The 22,073-nt window shown below is 49.7% G+C and carries 17 protein-coding genes, 2 tRNA genes and 2 rRNA genes; 4 read left to right on the top strand and 17 right to left on the bottom strand.

All coding sequences use genetic code 11. From position 1 onward, the window contains the following. Positions 1–13: 13 nt before the first annotated feature. From gmk to DXA74_RS00095, 4 genes are read left to right on the top strand one after another with little or no spacing between them, the layout of a single operon-like run. Positions 14–580, top strand: a complete 567-nt coding sequence (gmk, locus tag DXA74_RS00110; protein ID WP_118524804.1) for a guanylate kinase — start codon at positions 14–16, stop codon at positions 578–580. A 26-nt stretch (positions 581–606) separates the two neighbouring features. Continuing rightward, positions 607–834, top strand: coding sequence for a hypothetical protein (locus tag DXA74_RS00105; RefSeq protein WP_118524803.1), 228 nt, complete (start codon positions 607–609; stop codon positions 832–834). Then, the gene (gene nadD, locus DXA74_RS00100; protein WP_118524802.1) at positions 831–1,424 is read left to right on the top strand and encodes a nicotinate (nicotinamide) nucleotide adenylyltransferase; all 594 of its coding nucleotides are present in this window, start codon (positions 831–833) and stop codon (positions 1,422–1,424) included. The genes DXA74_RS00105 and nadD overlap by 4 nt, the downstream gene beginning before the upstream one ends. Before the next feature lie 12 nt (positions 1,425–1,436). Continuing rightward, positions 1,437–2,093 carry a hypothetical protein gene (locus DXA74_RS00095; protein WP_199666042.1) on the top strand — a complete coding sequence of 219 codons (657 nt, stop codon included), beginning with the start codon at positions 1,437–1,439 and terminating at the stop codon, positions 2,091–2,093. A 93-nt stretch (positions 2,094–2,186) separates the two neighbouring features. On the opposite strand, the gene ispF is transcribed toward DXA74_RS00095, so the two are convergent. The 17 genes from ispF to DXA74_RS00005 form a co-directional block, all read right to left on the bottom strand. Further along, positions 2,187–2,669, bottom strand: a complete 483-nt coding sequence (gene ispF / locus DXA74_RS00090; protein WP_118524800.1) for a 2-C-methyl-D-erythritol 2,4-cyclodiphosphate synthase — start codon at positions 2,667–2,669, stop codon at positions 2,187–2,189. Positions 2,670–2,687: 18 nt separating this feature from the next. Next, complete coding sequence (gene porV / locus DXA74_RS00085) at positions 2,688–3,866, bottom strand: type IX secretion system outer membrane channel protein PorV (protein ID WP_118524799.1); 1,179 nt, start codon at positions 3,864–3,866, stop codon at positions 2,688–2,690. Positions 3,867–3,916: 50 nt separating this feature from the next. After that, positions 3,917–7,702 (bottom strand): type IX secretion system sortase PorU, encoded by a 3,786-nt coding sequence (porU, locus tag DXA74_RS00080; protein ID WP_118524798.1) that lies wholly within the window; start codon positions 7,700–7,702, stop codon positions 3,917–3,919. Position 7,703: 1 nt separating this feature from the next. Beyond that, positions 7,704–8,321 carry a fumarylacetoacetate hydrolase family protein gene (locus tag DXA74_RS00075; RefSeq protein ID WP_118524797.1) on the bottom strand — a complete coding sequence of 206 codons (618 nt, stop codon included), beginning with the start codon at positions 8,319–8,321 and terminating at the stop codon, positions 7,704–7,706. Positions 8,322–8,502: 181 nt separating this feature from the next. Beyond that, complete coding sequence (gene tsf, locus DXA74_RS00070; protein ID WP_118524796.1) at positions 8,503–9,327, bottom strand: translation elongation factor Ts; 825 nt, start codon at positions 9,325–9,327, stop codon at positions 8,503–8,505. 30 nt (positions 9,328–9,357) lie between these two features. Beyond that, positions 9,358–10,158 (bottom strand): 30S ribosomal protein S2, encoded by an 801-nt coding sequence (gene rpsB, locus DXA74_RS00065; RefSeq protein ID WP_118524795.1) that lies wholly within the window; start codon positions 10,156–10,158, stop codon positions 9,358–9,360. A gap of 125 nt (positions 10,159–10,283) precedes the next feature. Continuing rightward, positions 10,284–10,670: a 30S ribosomal protein S9 gene (rpsI, locus tag DXA74_RS00060; protein ID WP_118524794.1), complete on the bottom strand. Its 387-nt coding sequence runs from the start codon at positions 10,668–10,670 to the stop codon at positions 10,284–10,286. Positions 10,671–10,676: 6 nt separating this feature from the next. Continuing rightward, positions 10,677–11,138: a 50S ribosomal protein L13 gene (gene rplM, locus DXA74_RS00055; protein ID WP_118524793.1), complete on the bottom strand. Its 462-nt coding sequence runs from the start codon at positions 11,136–11,138 to the stop codon at positions 10,677–10,679. Positions 11,139–11,402: 264 nt separating this feature from the next. Beyond that, complete coding sequence (gene asnS, locus DXA74_RS00050; protein WP_118524792.1) at positions 11,403–12,806, bottom strand: asparagine--tRNA ligase; 1,404 nt, start codon at positions 12,804–12,806, stop codon at positions 11,403–11,405. 21 nt (positions 12,807–12,827) lie between these two features. After that, entirely contained in the window at positions 12,828–14,168 is a 1,341-nt protein-coding gene (locus DXA74_RS00045; protein WP_118524791.1) for a pseudouridine synthase, read from the bottom strand. 79 nt (positions 14,169–14,247) lie between these two features. Continuing rightward, positions 14,248–15,594, bottom strand: a complete 1,347-nt coding sequence (purB, locus tag DXA74_RS00040) for an adenylosuccinate lyase (protein ID WP_118524790.1) — start codon at positions 15,592–15,594, stop codon at positions 14,248–14,250. 86 nt (positions 15,595–15,680) lie between these two features. Next, positions 15,681–17,240: a hypothetical protein gene (locus tag DXA74_RS00035; RefSeq protein WP_147400985.1), complete on the bottom strand. Its 1,560-nt coding sequence runs from the start codon at positions 17,238–17,240 to the stop codon at positions 15,681–15,683. A 59-nt stretch (positions 17,241–17,299) separates the two neighbouring features. Further along, positions 17,300–17,374: transfer RNA gene (locus DXA74_RS00030), tRNA-Val, on the bottom strand. Between the two features lie 30 nt (positions 17,375–17,404). Then, positions 17,405–17,479 (bottom strand) — tRNA-Val (locus tag DXA74_RS00025). Between the two features lie 479 nt (positions 17,480–17,958). Continuing rightward, complete coding sequence (gene trpS, locus DXA74_RS00015; protein WP_118524787.1) at positions 17,959–19,053, bottom strand: tryptophan--tRNA ligase; 1,095 nt, start codon at positions 19,051–19,053, stop codon at positions 17,959–17,961. 232 nt (positions 19,054–19,285) lie between these two features. Beyond that, positions 19,286–19,396, bottom strand: a 5S ribosomal RNA gene (gene rrf, locus DXA74_RS00010). A gap of 75 nt (positions 19,397–19,471) precedes the next feature. Beyond that, positions 19,472–22,073, bottom strand: a 23S ribosomal RNA gene (locus tag DXA74_RS00005); the annotation flags it as partial.

Below are 22,073 nucleotides of genomic sequence, written 5' to 3'. Positions count from 1 at the left end.
AAAAGAAAGACTTATGAAAGGAAAAATAATCATCTTTTCGGCTCCCAGCGGGAGCGGAAAAAGCACCATCATCAATTTTCTGATGCAGCAGAACCTGAATCTGGCGTTCAGCATCAGTGCTACCAGCCGTCCGCCGCGCGGCACCGAGCAGCATGGAGTGGAGTATTTCTTCCTCACCCCGGAGGATTTCCGCCAGCGCATTGCCAACGGGGAGTTTCTGGAATATGAGGAGGTTTACAAGGACCGCTTCTACGGCACGCTGAAAGAGCAGGTGGAAAAACAGTTGGAGAAAGGACAGAATGTGGTGCTCGACGTGGATGTCAAGGGCGGATGCAACATCAAGAACTATTATGGCGACCGCGCCCTGAGCATCTTTATCCAGCCGCCTTCCATCGAGGCTTTGCGCCAGCGCCTGAACGGACGCGGCACCGACTCGCCTGAGGTGATCGAGGACCGCATCGCCCGTGCCGAATACGAACTGGGCTTTGCCGACAAGTTCGACACCGTGGTGGTGAACGACGATCTGGAGAAAGCACAGCAGGAAGCCCTGCAAATCCTGAAGAATTTCCTGAACGAATAAACAAGAGCCTGGGCTCACCAAACAGTATGAACAAACAGAATATCAACAGAAACCTGACCTACAGCGGTGTGCTGTGCGTCCTGTGTCTGGCTTTGGGCACCGTGTGCCTGTGGCTGCGCCTGCTGGAGCTGGCCGTTGCCATGGCCTGTCTGGCACTTTTTGAAGGTCTCATCTTCGGCATCTGGTACCAGCGACTGAAAAAGGAGAAACGCCGGGAACAGAAACCGCCGTTCAACAAATACCGCCACTCATGATCCGCACGGGTATCTATGGGGGATCGTTCAACCCGATCCATCGCGGACATATCGAACTGGGAAACTTCATCTGCCAGAACCGGTATGTGGACGAGCTGTGGTTCCTGGTGTCGCCACAGAACCCGTTCAAAAAGCAGGCCACAGACTTGCTGGACGACCAGAGAAGACTGGAACTGGCACAAGCTGCTGTGGCAGACAACCCGCAACTGAAAGTATGTGATCTGGAGTTCCGGCTGCCGCGCCCCTCGTATATGTATAAAACTCTGGAGGCACTCGAAAGAGAATACCCCGACCGGCAGTTTGTGCTGATTATCGGGGCGGACAACTGGCTGGCATTCGACCGCTGGGCCGAATACCGCACGTTGCTGGAACGCTACGAGATTCTGGTATTTCCGCGCACCGGCTATCCGGTAGATCCGGACAGTCTGCCTTCGGGCGTGCACCTGCTGCCCTCACCCATCATCGACATCAGCGCCACGGAAATACGCCGGCGACTGCGATGCGGCGAGGACGCCTCGGCCCTGCTCACCCCGGCAGTGTGGGAGCGGATCTGCCAGAACAAGGACTATAATGAAGATATTCACTCCTAAATAAACCGAACGATGAAAAAATGGCTTTTATGCATGGCAATGTGCTTCTGCCTGGAAGGATTTGCCCAACGGCCTCCTGTGGCCCGTTACGAAGAGGTGCCGACAGAGATTTATCAAATGATACTGGATCACACGGCCCTGTTCCCGTATATGGTGTATGACAACCCGGACGGAACTTACCGCGGACAGATATCGCCCGAGGTGCAGTTCTATGGCTACGGAAATTTCAGAAGTGGAATTTACCAGCAGACAGGACTTTACCGGAAGGGCAAGTTCATCTATGGCATCACCACCAATGCGGAGTATGCTCTGGTGGGCAGCAATGATCATTATGCGGCCTACAACCTGAACACCGGGCAGCTGGAATACATCTACCGTAACAAGGAAAAGATGCTCATTGACGGGGCAGACCTGAAGGAATATCAGTTTATGGCCCTGAACTATGCCAACGGCGACCGTTATGTGGGGGAACTGATGAACGGACAGCGTCACGGCTATGGCATGTACTACTACCAAAACGGACGGGTGTGGTTCGGACAATACCGCAACGGCGTGCGCCAGGGATTCGGCGCCCTGTTCCTGCCCGAAGGTCAGATGCGCATCGGCGAATGGAACGGAGAAGAAGAAGTGCGGGTCATTGCATTGAAGACATTCAAGGCGAAGAAATAAATCATCAAGGAAAAGCTCAAAACCTTTTCAAAAAAACATCCCAATCATTTTGCAAAATCATCGAAATGAATTTACAAAATGATTGGGATGTTTTTAGTTTTTCTCCAACAGCACCGTGGCATAGGCTGAAATGCCTTCCTCACGGCCGGTAAAACCAAGTTTCTCGGTGGTCGTGGCCTTGATGGATACATCGTCGGCATCCACGCCCATCACCTGCGCCAGGCATTCCTGCATGGCGGGAATGTGCACTTTCAGTTTGGGACGTTCGGCGCAGACCGTAATGTCGGCATTACCGAACTCATATCCCTTGGCGCGTACCAGTTTCATGGTTTCAGCCAGCAGAATCTTGCTGTCGATATTGTGAAACTTCTCGGAAGTATCGGGGAAATGATAGCCGATATCGCGCATGTTGGCAGCTCCCAGAATCGCATCGCACAGGGCGTGAATCAGCACATCAGCATCACTGTGGCCCAACAGTCCCTTCTCGTGTTCCAAACGGATACCGCCCAGCCACAACTCGCGTCCTTCGACCAGACGGTGCACATCAAATCCGAATCCTACTCGTATTTTTGCCATAATTATTTTCTTTATTGTTTAACGGCGACGGCCGAAAAGATCCTTCATACCGTCGAGATCAAAGCCCAGGGTGAAACGCAAGGTCTGGTCGAGCGGATTGCTCTGTGCCGTGGAAATCACGTAGGCACAGTCGAGCGAGAACACGCTCATGCGGAAGCCGGCACCGGCAGTGAAATATTTTCGGTTTCCCTTATTGGCACTTTCGTGATGATATCCGCCACGCAGAATGAAACGGTCGTTGTAAGAGTACTCGGCTCCCACGCTCCACTGGATTTCCTGCAACTCTTCCTTGAAACCGCCGGGAGCATCGCCAAAGCTCTTGAAGATTCCGGAAATAGGCGAAATGTCATAATAATCTTTCTGCAGACGCTGCTGATATTCCTCGCTGCTCTCGTCATCGCGCTGAATCGGATAAGTGGGCACCAACAGTTTGTTTACATCGGCTGCCAGAGAGATCTTGTTGTACTCGTTGAACGGAATCAGGAAATTGATACCCATACGCAGATTGGTCGGGATGAACTCGGCATTGTCATCGCCTCCATAGGAAATCTTGCTACCGATGTTGCTGATATTCAAACCCCAGCCGAAATTACACTCACGACTGCCCGCCAGGAAGTACTTGTTATAGTACAGGGCGATATCGGCAGCAAAGGCCTTACCCGGAGAGGTCTCCTCGGTATAATCGTAGGTAATGTCGGAATAGATGAAACGCATGGCTACAGCTGCCGAGAAATTCTCGCTCAGCATACGGGAGTAGGCCAAGTCGATAGACATCTCATAAGGATTGATGGTCATATCCGAGGTCTGGTCCTGACCGCTGGAAGTAGACACCTCACCCAAAGAGAAATAACGCAGAGAGGCACTCAGCGCCTGATAATCGCCGATGCGGTAGAAACCGCTCATATAGGCCAGATTGATGTCATTGACCAACTGGCGCAACCACGGAGTGTAGTTGAGCGACACACCGGCACGACCGATATTATAAGGATACTTCGCAGGATTCCAGAACTGTGAGTTCACATCGGTTTCGGTAGCCGCACCGATATCTCCCATACCACCACCGCGGGCATCCGGAGCGATGGACTGTGAGGTGACTCCGGTAGTGACCGGATTAAACATCGTTTCCTTGTCTCCGTCCGCAAAGGCCGAAAGCGAGGCTCCCAGCAGGGCACAGAGTACGAATGACTTTTTGTTCATGAGTATTTTACTTTGTCGTTTATTGCTTTTATGATAACGGATATCCGGACTTATTTATTGCCCAGAATAATGATTTTCTCAGTTTCGGACGCTGACTTGACCCCATCGGACGAGGTGACTACGGCCCGATAGAAGTAAACTCCGGTTCCCAGACGGGCACCACCGCCGGCAGTCAGATTCCAGGGCACGGAATATACGCCCTCACCGCTGACGCCCCGCTCGGTGTGCTGCCAGAGTTTGCGACCGGCAAAGTCCATCACCTCGATGGTGAAGTCGCAGGTCTCTCCCGGACGGTCGTAAGCGAACACGAAATTGGTGGTGATACGCGCCGGATTCTGGGTGGCATAGAGACGGGTGATATTCGGACGCAAGCCCGGATCGACCTCAAACTCATATTCTACCATCGAACTGTTGTTCATGGTGTCCCAGGCGCGGAAACGCATCTTGTGCTTGCCGGCAGAAAGCTGCGGCAGGATATAGGTCACAGAACCTTCCTGATAATCGCCGAACTCATTGACATAAGAACTGTTCAGGTTATAGGTGGTGACCGGATTATCGTCAATGACCAGCTCCAGATCGTGGCCGATGCCATTACCGGTAGTATTGATGCCGCTCGGGTCCTTGAGTGCAGCCCGGAACATCGGTGTGGTATTCACACGCGCTCCGGCCGGGCTTTCTATATCATTGAGCCAGACGCGGATTTCAGGTCCCAGTGTGTCGGTCAGCAAATCGCTGCCGGTACCTCCCACAAAGAACTGCTCGCTGTAGCCGTTGGCCTCTTCCTTTCGGTCGGCACTGACGGCATAGAACACCATGCGGCCGCTATTGTTCGAATAATTAATATCGAGCGGCACCGGGAAAGTCGTAGAGAAGGAGCCGTTGCGCACGGAATCTGTACCCGCAAAGAGAATCTTGTCTCGGGTGTTGAACTGGAATGGAGTCTTGGCACCGGCATTATTGTTACAAGTGATTTGCTGCTTGCTGTCGTACACCTGAGTCGTTACCGAACCGGTGAAAGACGGCACCCGGGTGCCATCAAGACGCTCCACATGACCGCTCACACGCGCCAGAGTACCGGCAGAGAGTGCCGGCCAGCTTTCATCATCCGATGAAATGCTCTTTCCATTAATGGAATCGAGCACCACCCGATATTCCGCACCGCCCACCAACAAGGCCGGATCGCCCAACAGAGCATAGTGCAACTTGTTCTGAGTATTGTCATAGCCCATATCTCCTTCCGGATCGAGCAGACTCACCTTAGACAGACGTACGGCATCGCCCAGACGGTAACGGCGTCCGTTCTCATCGCGGCCCAGCACATAGTGACTGAAATAACGGTTCATATACAGGTTGTCGTCGGCATATACGGTACGCGCCGTACCAAAGAAAGCCAGCGCACCGGCCGAAGGATTCAGCAGGGCTGTTTCACCCACATTCTCCGTACGGGTATCGAAAGGCATCACATCGCAGGCTGCCGTCACCCAAAGAGGGACCTTGGTGGATGTGAAATTCTTGAAGTCATCGAGCACCAGCACAAATTCATGAGACAGACCATAGGTGGCGGCATGACCCGTATAGTTGACAATCAGTGCCCCCTCCTCCATCTGCTTGTTGATCTGCTTATGCACCTCGGGATAACTGTTTCCGGTGGTGGAAGTCACTATAGGATAGGCATCCCAGTAAATACGGCGCAAATCATATTCCGGATTGTATTTTTCAATATCCTGAGCCACAACCTCGGCAGACTTCATGTGCAGGTTATCATCACCGTCGTCACCCAATATGACTACGGTATTCTTCCAGGAACCGGCCTCGCGGTTTTCCATATAATTGATGGTCTTGTCCACCAGATTGCGGGCATCCTGCTCCGTAGTTACCGGGAAACGGCCCACTCCCAAATCTACTTTCTCGGTTTTGAGCGAAGAACCCTCTCCATCGTCAAGCAGTCCGAAATAGTCTTCCATGACATAACAGCTGATGTCGCTGAAAGAGTCGTCGGACTCATAGCACAACAGATAGTCCTCGGGGTTCTCCTGTTTCCAGGCGGAAGAAAGCATGCGGTTGTCCCATGCGGCATCGCCAAACAGAAGCAGATAACGGGGAGCCTCGTCGGCAGTGGCCGCCCGGTCGTAGAGCATCTTCATAAAACGGCGGTAGGCGGTGGCATCAGGAGTTCCGGACGAGAATTCATTGTAAATCTGATCGGCACGCACCACCAGCACTTTCATACCGTCGAGACGGGTGTGAGCCTCGGCCAGACGTTCGGCCTGAGCCGTGAGTTTTCCGCTTTGAGGCACAATAATGACCATATCCAGCAGACTGTCCACGGCATGAAGATTCTGGTTGGCGATTTCGCCGACATACTCGGGTTTCGGGAATTCGGCGTCCACATCCACCGCAACATACTGATCGGAAGCCCGCTCTGCCTTGAAACGATAGGTGTTTCCAGCAGCCTGACCGCTCATGCGGACCGGCAGACGGGAAGCGTCTCCCAGGCGCCACACGGCCAGATTGCGACCGGAAGGATTGGACAAGACAAACTCTGTTGCTGTAGACTTATCGCCCCGGAAATGCAAATAAGCATCATCGACCGACAGGCGACGGGTGTAGTTCAGCTCCAGGAAATCCAGTCGGGCATGATTGCCCTGTGTGGTGCTGATGCTTACCTGTGTGGTAGGATCAGCACTCATATTGCGTACGGCAAAAGTGCGCTCGGCAGACACCCCCTTGAGGTAACTGCCCAAAGTACCTACGGAAAACGAGGTGAGCGCTGTGCCGTTCACTTCGGTCTCTACGGTAGTACGCGTGCTGGATGCTGCGGTGAAGACCACGCGCAGCGAAGCAGCTCCGGAAGCTACCGCTTCGGGCGTAGACAGTTTATAGGTCTGCGAATTGCCGTTATAATAGTCGTAGGAATCAAACAGTCGGCGGCCACCGGAAAACCAGGCGTATTCATCGCGCTCATAGAGCACCTGATCCATAAAGGTGGTGTCCTGAGTGGCAACGGCACCGGCATATTCCTCGGTAGTGAAAGACAACGGAGCATCACCCTCGGTCAGGAAATAATATCCGTGCGTAGAATAGTTATTGACCGTATGCTTGGAAATACGGGCCATAGCCGTGGAGTTATAGACAGGATCATTCCATTTGACCACCCCACGGGCATAGAACAGCAAACCGTTCTTGCCGGGATAAAGCGGTACTTCGGAAAGATCATCGTAATCGTTGTCGGCATCAAATTCCTCATCCTGCAAATGACCGCCATAACCATAAAGTTTGACACGGGAAGGATCACTGAATCCCATCTTCTTCAGCTCGGAAGCCGTGAGCATATACACACCATCCTCGGCCACGCGTATCTTGACCCAACGGCCTTGTGACAGCACCGACGAAGCGGCATAACGCTCTGATGAAGACGATGCAGCCACGCGGGAAACACGACTCTTGCGATGGCGGTCGATGGCTATCTGACAGCTAAGAATCTTATAATAACGGCCGTCGCGACAGACTATCGGAATGAAGCGGACATCGAGATAACCCTGCTTGCGGGAAATACCCACGCGGCTTTCCACCTCCGGATTTTCGGGCAGCTGCTGCACCAGAGCAGACAGGCGCACGGTCTCGGCCTCGGTAAGGGGACGCAGCTCGGGATAACGCACCGACACAGTGTAATCGTAGGCCGCAAAGTCGCTGTCGAGCGGAATGACTTCGGTGTAGTGAGGCACCAGGGAGTCAATATGCAGGACGTCCCAATCCAGACGCGTGAAATCCTGTGCCTGTCCCGAAAGGACCGCACTGAAAAGAAAGATTCCGGAAAGTAAATGTCTAAACTTCATTTTATTTTACATTAAAGGAAAGGACCTTACGCCCTTCTAAATAACCATCCAAATGCTGATCAATAGCTACCGGCCCTACTCCTACGGGAGTACCGGTGAAAATCAGATCGCCGATTTTCAAAGTGAAGAAACGACTGGCGTATGCAATAATCTGGTCAATCGTATAAAGCATATCGCCGGTATAGCCGCGCTGTACGGTGTTTCCGTCAATATCGAGATGGAAGTTCAGATTCTGCACAGCAGGCAACTCATCCACCGGAACGAAATCACCGATTACCGCCGAATTGTCGAAGGCCTTGGAAAGCTCCCAGGGCTTGCCTTCGGCACGAAGACGTTGCTGCACATCGCGGGCGGTGAAGTCAATGCCCACCGTCACGGCATCGTAGTAACGATGCGCAAAACGCTCGGCAATGTTCTTTCCCAGACGGCAGATGCGGACCACCAGTTCGGTCTCATATTCGCAACGCTGCGTGAAATCGGGGATGAAGAACGGTTTGCTGTCTTTGAGCAAGGCAGAATCCGGCTTCATGAACAGCACAGGTTCCTCTGGTTTATATAACGTACCATCGAGCTCTTTATTGTGTTCGGCATAGTTCATGCCCACTGCTAATATCTTCATTTTTTTCGTTTTATCCGTTTAGGGTACAAAAATAAGACAAATCCGCAAAAAAATGGAGACCCGAAAGCAGGAAAATGAAAGAAAGGGCTGAAAAAGAAACAAACCCGGGCTTATGCCAGCAGGCACAGTCCCGGGTTTGTGAATCCGTATTTCTGAAAATGAATTTCAAAAGAAACTCAAATTACTCAGCGCGCAAAGTAAAACGCTTGAAAGCAGTTACGGTGCAATCCTTGTCAGCTTCCTTCAAGTAGTCAGCTACAGACTGCTTGTCGTTCTGGATGAAAGCCTGCTTCAACAAGCACTCTTCCTTGAACAACTTAGAGATACGACCCATAGCGATACGCTCGATCATGTTCTCTGGCTTACCCTCTTCGCGAGCCTTGTCAGCTGCGATTTCCTTCTCTCTTGCGAGTACATCAGCTGGGTAATCGTTCTCGTCGATTGAACGTGGGCTCATAGCAGCAACCTGCATAGCCACAGCGTGACCGTACTGAGGATCAACTTCCTTGTTCAATACAACCAAAGTACACAACTGGTTCTTGTTCTGGTGGTTGTAAACTGAGATGCTAGGACCTTCTACAGTCAGGTAGCCATCCAGCTCCATCTTCTCACCAGTGATACCGCTGCGATCAACAACTGCGTCAGCAACAGTAGCGTTACCCATAGGAAGAGCCTTAACCTCATCCAAAGTAGCACACTTGTTGGCAACAGCCAGATCCAGGATATCCTTTGCCAACTTAACAAAATCCTCGTTCTTGGCAACGAAGTCAGTTTCACACTTCAGAGCGATGATGGCACCGAATCCGTTCTCAGCCTTAGCAACTACGCAACCTTCAGCAGCCTCGCGGTCTGAACGTTTTGCAGCTACAGCCTGACCTTTCTTACGGATGATCTCCATTGCCGCATCGATATCATTATTAGCTTCTTCCAAAGCCTTCTTGCAATCCATCATACCAGCACCAGACAATTTGCGGAGCTTGGTGATATCTGCCATTGTTACAGCCATGTTCTTTATATTTTAAGATTTATAAATGGATTATGCTTCTGCAGGAGCCTCAGCAGCATCAGCTTTCTCTACACGAGCCTTAGCTGAACGCTTGCGACCCTTAGCCTCGCCTTCGCCGGCAGCCTCAGCGTCAACCTTCTCAGCCTTACGCTCTTCCAGACCCTCAGCGATAGCAGCGCAGCAAGCCTCGAGGATAACCTCAACGCTCTTGTTTGCGTCGTCGTTTGCTGGGATAACGTAGTCTACGTTGTCTGGGTTAGAGTTAGTATCCACGATAGCGAATACAGGAATACCCAAACGGTTAGCCTCGCGAACAGCGATCTGCTCCTTCAATACGTCAACGATGAACAGAGCTGAAGGCAGACGAGTCAAATCGGCGATAGAACCCAAGTTCTTCTCCAACTTAGCACGCTGACGAGAAATCTGCAGGATCTCACGCTTAGACAAGTTTGAGTAAGTACCATCGGCAGTCAGTTTGTCGATGTTGGCCATTTTCTTCACAGCCTTACGGATTGTTGGGAAGTTGGTCAACATACCACCCGGCCAACGCTCGATAACATAAGGCATGTTTACAGATGCAGCCTTCTCAGCTACAACCTGCTTAGCTTGTTTCTTAGTAGCAACGAACAAAATCTTCTTGCCAGATTTTGCAATCTGCTTCAAAGCCTCGGCAGCATCGTCGATCTTTGCAACAGTTTTATGAAGATCAATGATATGAATACCATTGCGCTCCATGAAGATATAAGGAGCCATTGCCGGGTTCCACTTTCTCTTAAGGTGACCGAAGTGGCAACCTGCCTCCAATAAAGTCTCAAAATTAGTTCTAGACATTGTTTTTTCTTTTTTAATCGTTTACTTTCTTTTTTGTTTCTCAACCAACCATCAGGTAGTCCCGAAGGAATCCCAATGATTTAGATACTAAACGTAAATTATGCAGCTCGATAAACGGCCGAATATTAACGTTTACTGAACTGGAATCTGCGACGAGCTTTTGGCTGACCCGGTTTCTTACGCTCAACCTCACGAGCGTCACGAGTCATGAAGCCTTCTGCACGAAGAGCCTTCTTGTCGTCAGCGTTGATCTTTACCAGTGCGCGGGCGATAGCCAGACGCAAAGCCTGTGACTGACCAGTGAAACCACCACCGCAAAGATTTACCTTGATATCATATTTCTCAGCAACACCCAGAGTGTTCAGAGGCTGCTTTACTACAAACTGAAGAATAGTTGATGGAAAGTACTCTGCAAGGTCTCTCTTGTTAATAGTAATCTTTCCTGTACCCTCGCTTACATAAACGCGAGCGATAGCGCTCTTACGTCTGCCTAATGCATTAACTACTTCCATTACTTATTATTTATACAGGTTAATATCAATTGTTTTAGGATTCTGAGCCTCGTGCTTGTGCTCGCTGCCTGCATATACATACAGGTTGTTCAGCAAGTGAGCAGCCAGACGGTTCTTTGGCAACATACCCTTTACTACTTTCTTCATCAATTTCTCAGCACCGTTTGGCTTAGCCAGCAAACGAGCCGGAGTCATTTCGCGCTGACCTCCAGGATAACCAGTGTAGCTCAAGTATACACGATCAGTCATCTTGTTACCAGTCAACTTAATCTTGTCTGCATTGATAATAATCACATTATCACCGCAATCTACATGAGGAGTGAAGTTTGGTTTGTACTTACCTCTCAACAGCTTTGCCACCTTTGAACCCAGACGACCCAATACCTGATCAGTTGCATCGATAACAACCCATTCTTTCTTTACGGTCTCTTTGTTCGCTGAAATGGTCTTGTAACTTAAAGTATCCATTCTTAAAACTAATAATAAAAAATTGTTACTACTAAAAATAATTATTCATGATCTGCACTCACTAACCGTCTGTCCGGCCAAAGAGCAGACTATTAACATGCAGATTAATAGGCGTTTAATGCCTATCTGATAATAATCGGCTTGCAAAGATAGTAATTTATAGGGACATAACAAGCAAAATGCACCGATTATTTTTATAAAAAAAATCACGGGCACAGCTTTCGCCATGCCCGTGCTATCTGTTTGCAGTCTATAGACTTAGTCTTAGAACTCGGCATTCTTCGGAGTACGCGGGAACGGAATCACATCGCGGATGTTCTGCATACCGGTTACGAAGAGAATCAGACGCTCAAAGCCCAGACCGAATCCGCTGTGCGGACAAGAACCGAACTTACGGGTATCGAGATACCACCACATGTCCTTCATCGGGATATTCAGTTCCTCAATACGGGCCATCAACTTATCGTAACTGTCTTCACGCTCAGAACCGCCGATAATCTCACCGATCTGTGGGAAGAGCACATCCATGGCACGTACGGTCTTGCCATCATCATTCATCTTCATGTAGAAGGCCTTGATCTCCTTTGGATAGTCGGTCAGGATAACCGGACGCTTGAAGTGCTCCTCAACGAGATAACGCTCATGCTCGCTGGCCAGATCGGCTCCCCAATAAACCGGGAACTCAAACTTATGGCCATTCTTCACAGCCTCTTCCAGAATCTCAATACCCTTGGTGTAAGGCAGACGTACGAAATCGTTGTTCACCACAAAGTTCAGACGCTCCAACAGGGTCTTGTCGATCATCTTGTTCAAGAAAGCCAAATCGTCCTGACAGTTGTCCAACGCCCAACGTACACAATACTTGATGAAATCCTCGGCGAGGTCCATATTGTCGTTGATATCGTTGAAGGCAACTTCCGGCTCAATCATCCAGAACTCGGCCAAATGGCGCGGAGTATTGGAGTTCTCGGCACGGAATGTAGGACCGAAAGTATAGATTGAACCAAGAGCAGTTGCTCCCAGCTCACCTTCAAGCTGTCCGGAAACGGTCAGTGAAGTGGTCTTTCCGAAGAAATCATCGGAGTAGTCAATCTTGCCGTCCTCGTCCTTCTTCAGGTCGTACAGGTTCTTGGTAGTCACCTGGAACATCTGTCCGGCACCTTCACAGTCACTGGCGGTGATAATCGGAGTGTGGAAATAGAAGAATCCATGCTTGTGGAAATAGTCATGGATGGCCATAGCCATGTTGTGACGGATGCGGAACACAGCACCAAAGGTATTGGTACGCAAACGCATGTGAGCATGAGTACGCATATATTCCATGGTCTGTCCCTTCTTCTGCATCGGATAGTCTGAACCACAGGTACCCAGCACAACAATTTCGCGTGCCTGAATCTCAACCTGCTGTCCGGCACCGACACTCTGCACCAGTTCACCAGTGATGCTCAAACAAGCACCAGTTGTGATCTGCTTGAAGAGTTCGTCCTCAAACTTGTCCGCATCGGCCACAATCTGTACATTATTAATGGTCGAACCGTCGTTTAATGCAATGAAATGCACTGCCTTGCTGCCGCGATGAGTACGCACCCATCCCTTTACTGTTACCAGGGCACCGAAGTCTTCACGCTTCAGCACGTCGACAACCTTAGTTCTACGAATTGTTTCCATCTTTATAGTTTAATGAATTAATTATTCAAAAGCACCCATACGCAGCATGTTTACTTCCTGCTCCGTGAGGTATCTCCAGTCACCGCGACGGAGGTTCTTCTTGGTCAGACCGGCAAAGAATACACGGTCGAGCTTAATCACACGATAGCCCAGTGATTCGAAGATACGACGCACGATACGGTTCTTTCCAGAGTGAATCTCAATGCCCACCTGCTTCTTGTCAGTAGGACTGGCGTAGTCGATGGCATCGGCATGGATTTCACCATCCTCCAGAGTAATACCCTCGGCAATCTGACGCATATCTGCTGCGGTTACATTCTTGTCGGTATAGACATGATAGATTTTCTTCTTGAGATATTTCGGATGAGTCAGCTTGGAAGCCAAATCACCGTCGTTAGTGAGCAGCAATACACCGGTTGTATTTCGGTCAAGACGACCCACCGGATAGATACGCTCCTTGCAAGCATTGCGCACCAGATCCATCACGGTCTTACGGTTCTGCGGATCATCGCTGGTGGTTACATAATCTTTCGGCTTATTCAGCAACACGTAAACCTTCTTCTCAATGCTGATTGGCTGATCATGGAACTTAATTTCATCTGTCTGCTTTACCTTAGTTCCCAACTCGGTAACTACCTGTCCGTTTACAGATACAACTCCGGCTGTAATGAACTCGTCTGCCTCACGGCGAGAGCATACTCCGGCATTGGCCAGGAACTTGTTCAAGCGGATCGGTGCATCGGGATCGACATTGACCAGCTTATACTCAATCTGTTTCTTCTTGCTATACTTGGCATTCGGATCATAGTTGCTGTCGCGTTTCTGATAAGGACGGGCTGCTCCATAACGGTTGTTGCCACCCTGCTGGTAACCGCCCTGCTGATAACGTGAACGGTTTCCGCCCTGCTGATAGCCACCCTGCTGGTAGCCGCCTTCACGCTTGGCATATCCGCCGCGATTGCTGTTATAACCACTGCGACCGGCATTGCACGACGGACGATCACCGCCCTGCACACGCGGACGATAGCTGCGCTGTTCGCCCTGCTCATCGGCTCCGCCCTGTCCGTAAGACTTGTAAGGACGGCTATTGTAGCCTGAGTTTCCGGCATAACCGCCACGGTTGCTGTTATAGCCGCCACGATTATTATTGTACGGACGCGGGCTACGCTCTCCGTAGCCACCGTTCAGCCATCCGTCTTTCCTCCTGCGTATATTGTACGGACGCGGGCTACGCTCTCCGTAGCCACCACGATTGTTATACGATCTGTTATTTTCACGGTTGTACGGCTTGTAACCCTCCCGGTTACGCTCCGAGCTCTGTCTTGGCTCGAAGTTCTCACGCCATTTTTCGTCTTCTGTCATCTTTTGAATAATAATAAGTTAAAGAAATAAGAAAGAAACGGGTCCAACCTCTCGGTTCAACACCGTTTCCTGTTTGTTTTTAAATACCTGTATAGGAATGCGGCGTAATGGCACGCAGTTCTTTCTTCACATCTTCGCTCACCTCAAGAGTCTCAATGAAGTTCTTGATAGACTCCTCGGTAATAGCCTGATTGGTACGGGTCAGTGCCTTCAAGGCCTCGTAAGGATGTGGATAAGCCTCACGGCGCAGGATGGTCTGAATAGCCTCGGCTACTACTGCCCAGCAGTTATCCAAATCACCGTTAATGGCAGCCTCATTAAGCAACAGCTTGCGCAATCCCTTCAAAGTGCTCTGGATGGCAATAACCATGTGTCCCATCGGTACACCGACATTACGCAATACGGTTGAGTCAGTCAAATCGCGCTGCAAACGAGAAATCGGCAACTTACGGCTCAAGTGCTCCAGAATGGCATTGGCTACGCCCAAGTTACCCTCTGAGTTCTCAAAGTCAATCGGATTGACTTTATGAGGCATGGCGCTGGAACCCACCTCACCGGCTTTGATCTTCTGCTTGAAGTATTCCATAGATACATACTGCCAGAAGTCACGATCCAAATCAATGATAATGGTGTTGATGCGCTTCATGGCATCAAACAAAGCGCTCAGATTGTCGTAGTTGGAAATCTGAGTTGTATATTCTTCACGCTCCAGACCCAGCTTTTCAGCTACAAAAGCATTTCCGAAAGCCTTCCAGTCGTACTGTGGATAAGCCACGTGATGTGCATTATAGTTACCGGTAGCACCGCCGAATTTGGCTGTAATCGGACAAGCCTTCATCAGAGCCAACTGGCGCTCCAAACGGTAAACGAACACCATTACTTCCTTACCCAAACGAGTTGGAGAAGCCGGCTGACCGTGAGTCTTGGCCAACATAGGAACATTAGCCCACTCCTCAGCATATTCTTTCAGCTGGGCAATGAGTTCTTCAATCTGCGGATAATAGCATTCCTCGAGCGCTTCCTTCACAGACAAAGGAACTGAAGTGTTGTTGATATCCTGAGAAGTCAGACCGAAATGGATGAACTCCTTATAGGCATCCAGTCCGCCGATCTTGTCGAATTCTTCTTTAATGAAATATTCCACAGCCTTGACATCGTGGTTCGTCACCTTCTCGATGTCTTTGACACGCTGGGCATCGGCCTCGGTAAAATTACGGTAGATGTTGCGCAAAGTCTCAAACAGACCGGCATCGAATGAAGCCAACTGAGGCAAAGGCAACTCGCACAATGTAATGAAATACTCAATTTCTACACGAACACGATAACGAATCAAAGCATATTCAGAGAAATACTTTGCCAACGCATCGGTCTTACTTCTATATCGGCCGTCGATAGGAGAAATGGCCGTCAACAAATCCAGTTCCATAAAGTGATACGTATTATTTTTTCAGTCTACAAAAATAGAGTTTTTTATTGATTCTTACATCTTATTTTAAAGAAACTTATAAGTTTTCAAGGATTATGCGGAGTATACAGGTAAAAACTCTGCCATCCGTTGAAGAAGCGCTCCTCCAAAAAGCCCGGCCAGGAACGTAATGAAGCATCTTCTGAACCGCCTACCACCCACAAGGTATCGGAACCGGCTGTAAAAGAAAACAGCTGCTCCGGAGCAGTAAAAAGACGACACTGCTGACGGTCGCCCAGATAAGGCACCAGCAGGTTCAGGGAATTACTGGCTTCGGCATCCGGAGCATAAAGATAGACACAGGAAGTCTGTTCCGGCCAGAAACGGCTGTTGCGACGCTCCAGATACTCCATCGGATAATCCCAGAAGGCATAAATCAGAAAAGCGGCAAAAAGAAAAACCGTATAACGACGGCCCACCCGGCGACAATATGACAGCAGAAGCGAAAAGACTCCGGCAAGGAATACCGGAAGAGCCGGACTGATATAACGGGTAAACTTCCAGGTTGCCAGATAAAGAATGGCCAGAATCCAAAGAACGGCACTCCCCCACAAAGCAACATAAAGACGGGAAAGAGAGATGCCGGCCTGCAACGGGCGTTTCCGAAAAAGAAGATATAGAAATGCAGATAAGCCACCTGCAATCCACACAGGAGTAAATCCCCGAAGAGTAAGAATATAGGCACAGGCAAAAAGAGTGTCGTAAAGATTGCGGAAAAAGCCTTCGCCCTGCATCTTTCCGGCTACTTCGACCGTGCGCACATCGGTCAAGAAATTAAAGAATCCCTGATAGGCCAGATAACAGAACAAAGGACACAGCAAAGCGATTCCGACAAAAAACGGCCAATTGCGAAATGCACGGACACGCCAGGCATACAGAACGATGCACAAAAGGGTCAAAACCGGATATAAGGCGTTGAAATAGCCGGTGGAACAGACAACTGCAGCCAAAAGTGCCCCGGAAAGCATCAAAGACGGACGGACAAGAGAAGTCCCGCCCTGCAAACGGCGAAACAGCAAAGCTGTGAAGCAAGTCCAGGCTACAAAGCAAGTCTCGGCCAACTGATACTCGCGCAGAAGCAGTGTATTGGCAACTGTGGCCGGATTCCAGAACACACAAGCCAGAATGGCCGATACCCACAGATAACGTCCCGGAAACAAGCGGATAAGCAACAGAGCGAGCAACCAGAAGGAAAGCGCAAAGAAAAGCAGATTCAAAGCGAACCCCTGCCACAAGACATCTTGCAGCGTATGGCTTCCCCACAAAGCAATGCGCAGAGCCATGTAGTACAGACTGGCATGAGACAAATCACGATTATCAGTATGAAGGGTACGAAGATCTTCCCAAACACCGGTCCAACCGGTTGCCTGATCGGAAAAGAAACTGTTCCGCAGGGAATCACCCTGATATGTCACCGTAGTGTCGTAAGTATATGCTCCCCAACCGGGATGATTATAGGCCAGACAGACAGAGGTCAGTTCATCGCCGTAAGGCATTTCCTTCTGACTCATCCAATAAAAACGCAGAGTCACGGCCAGAAGAAAGACCAAAATCAAAGTGAGTCGAATCAGCAGAGGGCGTCGAAAAAGGAAAGTTGTCGCTTTCATAAACTAATCGTATAAAAACAAAAAAAGAGATACACTCGGTATCTCTATCCATATCTCTGTGGGCGTTGACGGATTCGAACCGCCGACCCTCTGCTTGTAAGGCAGATGCTCTGAACCAGCTGAGCTAAACGCCCTTTGAATTTCAAAAAGTAAATTTATTGTAGTGGGCGTTGACGGATTCGAACCGCCGACCCTCTGCTTGTAAGGCAGATGCTCTGAACCAGCTGAGCTAAACGCCCGACTCTTTCGTTTCAAAAGCGATGCAAAGATAAGGCTTTTTTCTGAAACCCGCAATTTTTTCCCGTTTTTTCTATCAAAAAACTAAGAAAAAAGAGTGATTTGGCCTATTTCGGGGATCTTAATTTCAGAAATCGGACGAAATTTTGCATACTTATATCATATTTTGAGTTCGCAGGAATACTGACTTCCGTCTTCTTTTCTTCCATCTGAATGTTCTTTTCCTGAGTTCCATATTCCGAATGATCAGGATATGGAAAGAGGTTTTGCCAAAGTTCATTTATTGAGAATACGAACCTTTGATCGGGCCTGCTCAGTATCCTTGGAAAAAGGGTCGTATCAAAACTCCACATACCGAGTTTGATACGACCCTTTAAAAGTTTATGGTTACACTCTGTGATGTCACAAAGTTCCCTTTACCTATTTATATATATTACTGCCTATAATCTATTCCTCAAAAAGGAAAGACTGAGAAAGCCTTTTATTCGGCAGCAAAACGAGCAGTCTGCTCCGCTACGAAACTGTCGTCATCAAAATAATTGATCTTCATGGCACGGCGAACCTCGCTCAGAGTCTGTGCAGCAGCCTCACGGGCAACCTCACATCCCTGGCGCAACATTTCGCATACGGCCGGAATATCCTTTTCGAACTCCTTACGACGGTTTCTGATAGGCTCCAGCTCTTCCTGCATGATGGCAGCCAAAAGTTTCTTTACCTTCATGTCACCCAGACCACCACGCTGATAGTGTGCCTTCAATTCGTCCAGACTCTGGTATTCGGGCAAGTAACGCTCAAAATGCTCCGGCTTAGAGAAAGCATCCAGATAAGTAAATACCGTATTACCTTCAATTTGTCCCGGGTCGGTTACCTTAATATGGTTTGGATCGGTATACATGCTCTTCACCTTCTTTTCTACCTCATCGGCAGAGTCAGACAAGTAAATACAGTTTCCTAAAGACTTGCTCATCTTAGCCTTTCCGTCTGTTCCCGGCAAACGCAGACAAGCAGCATTCTCAGGAAGCAGAATATTCGGCTCCACCAAAGTTTCACCATAGATATGATTGAAGCGGCGTACAATCTCGCGAGCCTGTTCCAACATCGGTTCCTGGTCTTCTCCTACCGGCACGGTTGTGGCCTTGAAAGCAGTGATGTCTGCAGCCTGACTGATCGGATAAGTAAAGAAACCCACCGGAATGCTTGTCTCAAAATTACGCATCTGGATTTCGGTCTTCACCGTAGGATTACGCTGCAAACGGGATACAGTTACCAAATCCATAAAATAGAAAGTCAATTCACACAGTTCAGGAATCTGTGACTGAATGAAAATAGTAGACTTTGCAGGATCGATACCGCAAGCCAGATAATCCAAAGCCACCTCAATCACATTCTGACGTACCTTCTCCGGATTATCAATATTGTCGGTCAGAGCCTGACCGTCTGCTTCAAAAATAAAGATCTTATCGTAAAGTCCTGAATTCTGCAATTCCACACGACGACGGAGTGAACCCACATAGTGTCCGATATGCAATTTTCCGGTCGGACGGTCACCGGTCAATATAATCTTTTCCTGTTTCATTATCGTTTAATTTGATTTCCAATTACAAAGGTAAAGAGAATGTACGTCATTTGCAAATAAATCCCCATCTTCAACGGGCACATATACTACTGATGTTCAAAGGAATCTTGAGAGAAGGAATCCAATGGACCGCCTGGGATCACGGAATAAAAACAGGAAGAGGAAGAAGAAAAGGATGGATACAAAAAAGAATCCCTCCGGAGATTGCTCTCTGAAGGGATTCATCGTTTAAAAGTGGCGGCTACCTACTCTCCCACGGGTGTGCAGTACCATCGGCGTGAGCAGGCTTAACTTCTCTGTTCGGAATGGGAAGAGGTGGAACCCTGCTGCTATAGCCACCTGAATATTTTTATTACATATCGGAAAAAACATAAGCGTGTCTCTTTCTCGAGAACAACTCAAAGTATATCTCGGCGCGGTAAGAAAGTCATCGGGCAATTAGTAATGCTCGGCTGTGATGTCGCCATCTGTACACCTGCATCCTATCAACGTTGTCGTCTACAACGACCCTCAAGGGAGATCTAATCTTGTGGCCGGCTTCGTACTTAGATGCTTTCAGCACTTATCCGATCCCGACGTAGATACCCAGCGGTGCACCTGGCGGCACAACTGGTAAACCAGAGGTCAGTCCAACACGGTCCTCTCGTACTAGTGTCAGAGCCACGCAAATCTCCTGCGCCCACGATAGATAGAGACCGAACTGTCTCACGACGTTCTGAACCCAGCTCGCGTGCCACTTTAATGGGCGAACAGCCCAACCCTTGGGACCTTCTCCAGCCCCAGGATGTGACGAGCCGACATCGAGGTGCCAAACCACTCCGTCGATATGAGCTCTTGGGAGGGATCAGCCTGTTATCCCCGGAGTACCTTTTATCCTTTGAGCGACGGCCCTTCCATACGGAACCGCCGGATCACTATGCTCCAGTTTCCTGCCTGCTCGGCCTGTCGGCCTCCCAGTCAAGCGCCCTTTTGCCATTACACTCTGCGGCCGGTTACCAATCGGCCTGAGGGCACCTTTAGGAGCCTCCGTTACGCTTTTGGAGGCGACCACCCCAGTCAAACTACCCACCAAACGGTGTCCCCGTAATACACGGGTTAGGACCCAGACAGCCAAAGGGCCGTATTTCAACGGCGGCTCCATGAACACTGGCGTGCCCACTTCAAAGCCTCCGGCCTATCCTACACATCGAATGCCCAGATCCAACGTTAAGCTATAGTAAAGGTTCACGGGGTCTTTTCGTCCCATCGCGGGTAATCGGCATCTTCACCGATACTACAATTTCACTGGGCTCACGGTTGAGACAGTGTCCAGATCATTACACCATTCGTGCAGGTCGGAACTTACCCGACAAGGAATTTCGCTACCTTAGGACCGTTATAGTTACGGCCGCCGTTTACTGGGGCTTCAATTCAAGCCTTCGATTGCTCTGAGCTCTCCTCTTAACCTTCCAGCACCGGGCAGGTGTCAGGCTGTATACTTCGTCTTTCGAATTCGCACAGCCCTGTGTTTTTGTTAAACAGTTGCCTGGACCTATTCTCTGCGCCTCGTCTTACCGAGGACCCCTTATTCCGAAGGTACGGGGTCAATTTGCCTAGTTCCTTAACCGTGATTCACCCAAGCGCCTTAGTATATTCAACCCGACCACGTGTGTCCGTTTACAGTACGGGTACCGAACCGTTATTGTTTAGCGGATTTTCTCGGGAGCATGGTTACCGGCACTATCGGATTGTTCCGAAGAACGCTCCGTACTATCGGGTTTCAGCTCGGAAGGTGTACTTTACTGCCTTCCTCATAGCCTACGCCCTTCAACCGTCTATTCCGTCAGACGGCGGCCGTGTCACTTCTCCGTCCCCGCGTCACGCGATTCGGTAGTAACGGAATATTAACCGTTTCTGCCATCGCCCTCACCTTTCGGATTATGCTTAGGACCCGACTAACCCTGAACCGATTAGCGTTGTTCAGGAAACCTTGGTCTTGCGGCGGGGGGGGATCTCACCCCCCTTATCGTTACTTATACCTACATTTGCTTTTCCATACGCTCCAGAACACCTCACGGTGCGCCTTCGACGCTGAATGGAATGCTCCCCTACCGATACTAATGTATCCCATGGCTTCGGTAACTGGTTTTATACCCGATTATTATCCACGCCCAGCTCCTCGACTAGTGAGCTGTTACGCACTCTTTGAATGAATGGCTGCTTCCAAGCCAACATCCTAGCTGTCTTGGGGGCCGGACTTCGTTAGTCTAACTTAACCAGTATTTCGGGACCTTAGCCGATGGTCTGGATTCTTCTCCTCTCGGGCACGGACCTTAGCACCCATGCCCTTACTCCCGGACTTGGCCGATGCGCATTCGGAGTTTATCAGGACTTGATAGGCGGTGAAGCCCTCGCATCCAATCAGTCGCTCTACCTCACATCGGGAACGTCCGAGGCGGCACCTAAATGCCTTTCGGGGAGTACGAGCTATCTCCGAGTTTGATTGGCCTTTCACTCCTACACTCACCTCATCCAGAAGCTTTTCAACGCTTATTGGTTCGGACCTCCATCCCGTGTTACCGGGACTTCATCCTGGACAAGTGTAGATCACTCGGTTTCGCGTCTACCGCCGATGACTCATCGCCCTATTCAGACTCGCTTTCGCTCCGGCTCGGGGCATCATTACCCTTAACCTTGCCAACGACGGTAACTCGTAGGTTCATTATGCAAAAGGCACGCCGTCACTCATTACTGAGCTCCGACCGCTTGTAGGCATACGGTTTCAGGAACTATTTCACTCCCCTGTTCGGGGTGCTTTTCACCTTTCCTTCACAGTACTGGTTCACTATCGGTCTCTTACGAGTATTTAGCCTTACCGGATGGTCCCGGCTGATTCACACAGAATTCCTCGTGCTCCGCGCTACTCAGGATACCGCTACGGTTCGGTTTGCTTCGAATACAAGACTATCACTCTCTACGGTGCCTCTTTCCAGAGGCTTCTTCTCACAAACTTTCGTCCGATGTCGCGGTCCTACTACCCC

Source organism: Bacteroides sp. OF04-15BH, assembly GCF_003477995.1.
Lineage (GTDB): Bacteria > Bacteroidota > Bacteroidia > Bacteroidales > Bacteroidaceae > Paraprevotella.
This window is presented reverse-complemented; position numbering and strand designations above follow the sequence as displayed.

Coding starts and splice junctions, on each gene's coding strand:
- rpsI (WP_118524794.1), bottom strand. CDS start 10,670: ATGGAAGTAGTTAATGCATTAGGCAGACGTAAGAGCGCTATCGCTCGC.
- rplM (WP_118524793.1), bottom strand. CDS start 11,138: ATGGATACTTTAAGTTACAAGACCATTTCAGCGAACAAAGAGACCGTA.
- purB (WP_118524790.1), bottom strand. CDS start 15,594: ATGGAACTGGATTTGTTGACGGCCATTTCTCCTATCGACGGCCGATAT.
- DXA74_RS00045 (WP_118524791.1), bottom strand. CDS start 14,168: ATGACAGAAGACGAAAAATGGCGTGAGAACTTCGAGCCAAGACAGAGC.
- tsf (WP_118524796.1), bottom strand. CDS start 9,327: ATGGCTGTAACAATGGCAGATATCACCAAGCTCCGCAAATTGTCTGGT.
- asnS (WP_118524792.1), bottom strand. CDS start 12,806: ATGGAAACAATTCGTAGAACTAAGGTTGTCGACGTGCTGAAGCGTGAA.
- DXA74_RS00035 (WP_147400985.1), bottom strand. CDS start 17,240: ATGAAAGCGACAACTTTCCTTTTTCGACGCCCTCTGCTGATTCGACTC.
- DXA74_RS00095 (WP_199666042.1), top strand. CDS start 1,437: ATGAAAAAATGGCTTTTATGCATGGCAATGTGCTTCTGCCTGGAAGGA.
- ispF (WP_118524800.1), bottom strand. CDS start 2,669: ATGGCAAAAATACGAGTAGGATTCGGATTTGATGTGCACCGTCTGGTC.
- DXA74_RS00105 (WP_118524803.1), top strand. CDS start 607: ATGAACAAACAGAATATCAACAGAAACCTGACCTACAGCGGTGTGCTG.
- DXA74_RS00075 (WP_118524797.1), bottom strand. CDS start 8,321: ATGAAGATATTAGCAGTGGGCATGAACTATGCCGAACACAATAAAGAG.
- rpsB (WP_118524795.1), bottom strand. CDS start 10,158: ATGTCTAGAACTAATTTTGAGACTTTATTGGAGGCAGGTTGCCACTTC.
- nadD (WP_118524802.1), top strand. CDS start 831: ATGATCCGCACGGGTATCTATGGGGGATCGTTCAACCCGATCCATCGC.
- porU (WP_118524798.1), bottom strand. CDS start 7,702: ATGAAGTTTAGACATTTACTTTCCGGAATCTTTCTTTTCAGTGCGGTC.
- porV (WP_118524799.1), bottom strand. CDS start 3,866: ATGAACAAAAAGTCATTCGTACTCTGTGCCCTGCTGGGAGCCTCGCTT.
- trpS (WP_118524787.1), bottom strand. CDS start 19,053: ATGAAACAGGAAAAGATTATATTGACCGGTGACCGTCCGACCGGAAAA.
- gmk (WP_118524804.1), top strand. CDS start 14: ATGAAAGGAAAAATAATCATCTTTTCGGCTCCCAGCGGGAGCGGAAAA.